Annotated in this window: 5 protein-coding genes and 1 pseudogene; 2 read left to right on the forward strand and 4 right to left on the reverse strand. The window is 51.2% G+C overall.

Annotation, left to right across the window (positions count from 1 at the left end; all coding sequences use genetic code 11):
• From A7D21_RS35030 to A7D21_RS33780, 4 genes are all read right to left on the reverse strand, one after another.
• On the reverse strand, positions 1-477 hold a 477-nt coding region (locus tag A7D21_RS35030), incomplete at its 3' end, for a YHS domain-containing protein (RefSeq protein ID WP_141718323.1).
• Between the two features lie 2 nt (positions 478-479).
• Positions 480-725, reverse strand: a complete 246-nt coding sequence (locus A7D21_RS33770; protein WP_032899631.1) for a DUF2933 domain-containing protein — start codon at positions 723-725, stop codon at positions 480-482.
• Positions 726-819: 94 nt separating this feature from the next.
• On the reverse strand, positions 820-1,356 hold the full coding sequence (locus A7D21_RS33775) for a plastocyanin/azurin family copper-binding protein (protein WP_008437431.1): 537 nt from the start codon (positions 1,354-1,356) through the stop codon (positions 820-822).
• A gap of 165 nt (positions 1,357-1,521) precedes the next feature.
• Positions 1,522-1,875, reverse strand: a complete 354-nt coding sequence (locus A7D21_RS33780; RefSeq protein ID WP_008437430.1) for a co-regulatory protein PtrA N-terminal domain-containing protein — start codon at positions 1,873-1,875, stop codon at positions 1,522-1,524.
• 205 nt (positions 1,876-2,080) lie between these two features.
• On the opposite strand from A7D21_RS33780, the gene A7D21_RS33785 reads away from it, so the two are divergent.
• Together A7D21_RS33785 and copS are read left to right on the forward strand one after the other, a co-directional pair.
• The gene (locus tag A7D21_RS33785) at positions 2,081-2,776 is read left to right on the forward strand and encodes a heavy metal response regulator transcription factor (protein WP_008437429.1); all 696 of its coding nucleotides are present in this window, start codon (positions 2,081-2,083) and stop codon (positions 2,774-2,776) included.
• Positions 2,773-3,604 (forward strand): annotated as a pseudogene (copS, locus tag A7D21_RS33790) (copper resistance membrane spanning protein CopS); the annotation flags it as partial. The gene A7D21_RS33785 and the pseudogene copS, both read left to right, overlap by 4 nt.

A 3,604-nucleotide genomic window follows, 5' to 3' on the forward strand; every position in this document is an offset into this window, starting at 1 on the left:
ACCATGGAAGATTTGTAATGAGTGACCCGCCATGGCTAGAAGGGCCACCATTACGGTTAAAGGCAGCGACCACCAAAAGCGGCGGGTGAAATCCAGGAGCTCGGGTTTGTCATCGTCATCAAGCGCGGGCATGACGGGCTCTAATGTCATGCCACATTTAGGGCAATTGCCGGGCCCTGGCTGTCTTATTTCCGGGTGCATAGGACAGGTAAACTCAGTGGCTACCTGTAGCGTGGGCTCTATAGCGGCGCTGCTGGGTTCAGCGCTGGGATGATTACCAATGTAGCGTTCTGGATCTGCCCGAAATTTCTCTTGGCATTTCTGGCTACAAAATTGATACGTCTGTCCTTGGTAAGACTCGCCAAATTTACTTGGAGGTATAACCGCCATACCGCACACCGGGTCGCGTAGACCACCGTCATTGGGTGAGGCAGCGTGGGCGGGACCGTGATCGTGGTGGCTCGGTGGAGTGGGCATAGCTATTTCTCTTCCTTGTTGGTTCCTGCCTGATCGCCATGGTCATGTCCGCCATGTCCATGTCCAAAAAAATGCATCAATGGACAGATCAACAGGATGAGGTAGGGCAAATACGGATAAACGTGGGTGAAATGTTCCCGCACCCCGTAAAAGGCACCGATCGCAATGAGCATGATCAGTACAACGCCTGTTTTGCGCCTCCAAAATGGTGGGGAGGTGCTTCCAGCCGGATGCTGATGCTTATCCATGATCTAGACCCCGTGTGTGAGCGTGTTGCTCTGATCTCTGCCTCAGAGCATAGCGAACTCTTGCGTCGACGCGGTTTTAGCGGTCGGTTCAGGCTTACTTCAAGTCAAATTGACCGACCATCCCCGACTGGTAATGACCTGGCACGTTGCAGGCAAATTGAAGTCCAGTTGTGTTGTTGAAGGTCCAGATCAACTCCTTGGTTGCCCCTGGCTCGATCAGCACGCTATTCGGGTCGTTGTGTTCCATTCCAACCATCTTCATGCCTCCCATGCTATGGCCCATGTTGCCCCACATTTTTCCAGTTCCGGTGGGTGTAAGCGTTCCATTCTGGAACATGCTCGCCATTTCTTTTTGGTGCGCCGCGTGAGCAGCGGCTTGGCCGATATTGAACTCGTGCAGCAACGCCCCTTTGTTGTGAAGTACAAAGCGAACCGTTTCACCGGGCTTTACGTCGATGCTTTTAGTTTTGAAGAAAATATCACCCATCTCTACATCAACCGTGCGAGTGACCTCTGAGGCGACTCCAGGCTGACCGATATCCTCTTTCCCATGACCTACGCTGGCCATCGCCGTAGCGCCGAGGAGTAGGGTGATTGCCGCAATAACTGGAGTAATGAGCTTAGTTTTCATGGTGACCTCGAGAGCCAGTGGAAAATACTAGCTATGCTAAAGGGATAGAGCTGAGCGTTAACTGACTTGAACACTACATTTCTGTCAGTTTTCCTGAGAAAACACGGCGCCCAGATGACGCCGTGTCTAGTGGGCGGTTCAGAGAGCCCCGTAGGAGTTATTCGGTTACTGATGGTTCTCAGAAAGCATCAGTTTGTGCTCGCGCTGCATTTGGTTCAAAACGTCATCAACCATGGCGTCGTGTTTTTCCATCCAGGCGAGATGTTCCTGAGGTGACATTGATGCTTTTGGATGATCTAGATGAAGCTGGCCCATGATCTCGCCCAGTATTTTCATATGCTCGGCCATGTGAACATGGCGCTGCCCTTCAGGAGCTTTTTCAGCTTGTACCAAGGTCGCTTCGGCTTTATCGCGCAGGCTTTCCATGCGCTCCATAATCCGATCTGCACCACCTTCAGCCAACGCAGATGCTGAGATGAGTATCGAACTAGCAAAGAATAGGACTTTTAAACGGTTCATGAGGAAGCTCCTTTTTGATTTGTTTTCCGGCTCCTCTAGCTTTCATGGTTAAGAGTCGGTCGAGCACCAGAAAGTACTCATGCTCGAACCCTAGACAGCACTCGCTGACATCTACCTGAAGCCAATATTACTTTTCTGTCAGTTGCTGGTTGGCAGAGGCATTTCATTGCAGACTCAGCCTCACAATTATTCGAGAGCCATCCCCATGAGACTTCTGGTTGCGGAAGACGAACCCAAAATAGGTATTTATTTGCAGCAAGGACTCACCGAGGCGGGGTTCAATGTTGATCGTTTTACCAATGGCAAAGACGCGCTTCAGCACGCCTTGAGCGAGGCGTATGACCTGCTGATTCTCGATGTGATGATGCCTGGGCTGGATGGCTGGGAAGTACTTCAGAAAGTGAGAGCATCCGGAAAAAATGTCCCTGTGCTTTTCCTCACGGCGCGAGACCGAGTTGAGGATCGGGTAAAAGGACTTGAGCTGGGGGCTGACGATTACCTGATCAAACCCTTCGCATTTTCTGAATTGCTGGCTCGCGTCAGAACGCTGCTGCGTAGAGGTACCACTGCCCCCTCCCAAACCCATATGAAATTGGCTGATTTGGAGGTGGACCTCCTCAAACGCAGGGTTATCCGCGCAGGCAAACGTATAGATCTAACGGCCAAAGAGTTTGCGTTGCTCGAATTGCTGCTCCGTCGTCGAGGTGAGGTTCTGCCCAAGTCGCTTATTGCTTCCCAGGTCTGGGACATGAACTTTGACAGCGATACTAACGTCATCGAGGTTGCTGTCAGGAGGCTCAGAGCAAAGATTGATGATGATTTTGAGGTCAAGCTTATCCACACCTCTCGAGGCATGGGGTACATGCTGGATGCGCCGGATTCGGGGACGGGGTCGGAATGAAGCGAATGTCCCTGACTACGCGCATGAGCCTGATGTTCATGCTAGCTGTAACGGCTGTGCTCACCGTCGCTGGACTCAGTTTTAACAACCTCAGCCGGCATCATTTCAAGATGCTGGATCAGCAGGCGCTGAACGAAAAGCTTCACTCGACGCAAAGAATTTTGACTGGGTTGAACAGCATTGATCAATTCAGTGATGTTAAGCCTGAGCTGGAGGCACTGCTTGGTGCTCATCGTGATTTGACAGCTCTTATCATCGATGGTGACGGTAAGCTCCTGTTTGCTGACCCAGGTCCGATCGTAGTTCCTGAAGACTTCCGAACGGTCACAAACAGCAATGTCTGGGAGTGGCGAGACCAGGAGCAGATATTTCGAGGCGTGACGGCGCAAGCCATAGTGACGGGGCAGGACAAGCCATTGACAGTGATGTTGATCTTTGATGTTACTCAACATATGGCCTTCTTCGAGACGCTTGAACGATGGTTTTGGATAGGACTGGTGATAAGCGCGCTGGTCAGTGCTGCACTGGGCTGGATGGTAGCGCGTAGTGGACTACGACCTATTCGCCTAGTCACTCAGGTAGCAGCTTCGATGTCAGCTAAATCGCTCAAAGAGCGTATTCCATTAGGTCCCGTTCCCCAAGAGCTCCAGCAGATGGTGCTCTCGTTCAACGCAATGTTATCTAGACTGGACGATGCGTTTGTTCGTTTATCGAACTTCTCTGCGGACATTGCTCACGAATTACGAACGCCGGTCAGTAATTTGATGACTCACACTGAAGTGGTTTTATCTAGAAAAAGGAATATTGAGGACTACGAAGATAATCTGT

The sequence above is a fragment of the Pseudomonas sp. AP19 genome (genome assembly GCF_001728855.1).
GTDB lineage: Bacteria > Pseudomonadota > Gammaproteobacteria > Pseudomonadales > Pseudomonadaceae > Aquipseudomonas > Aquipseudomonas fluorescens.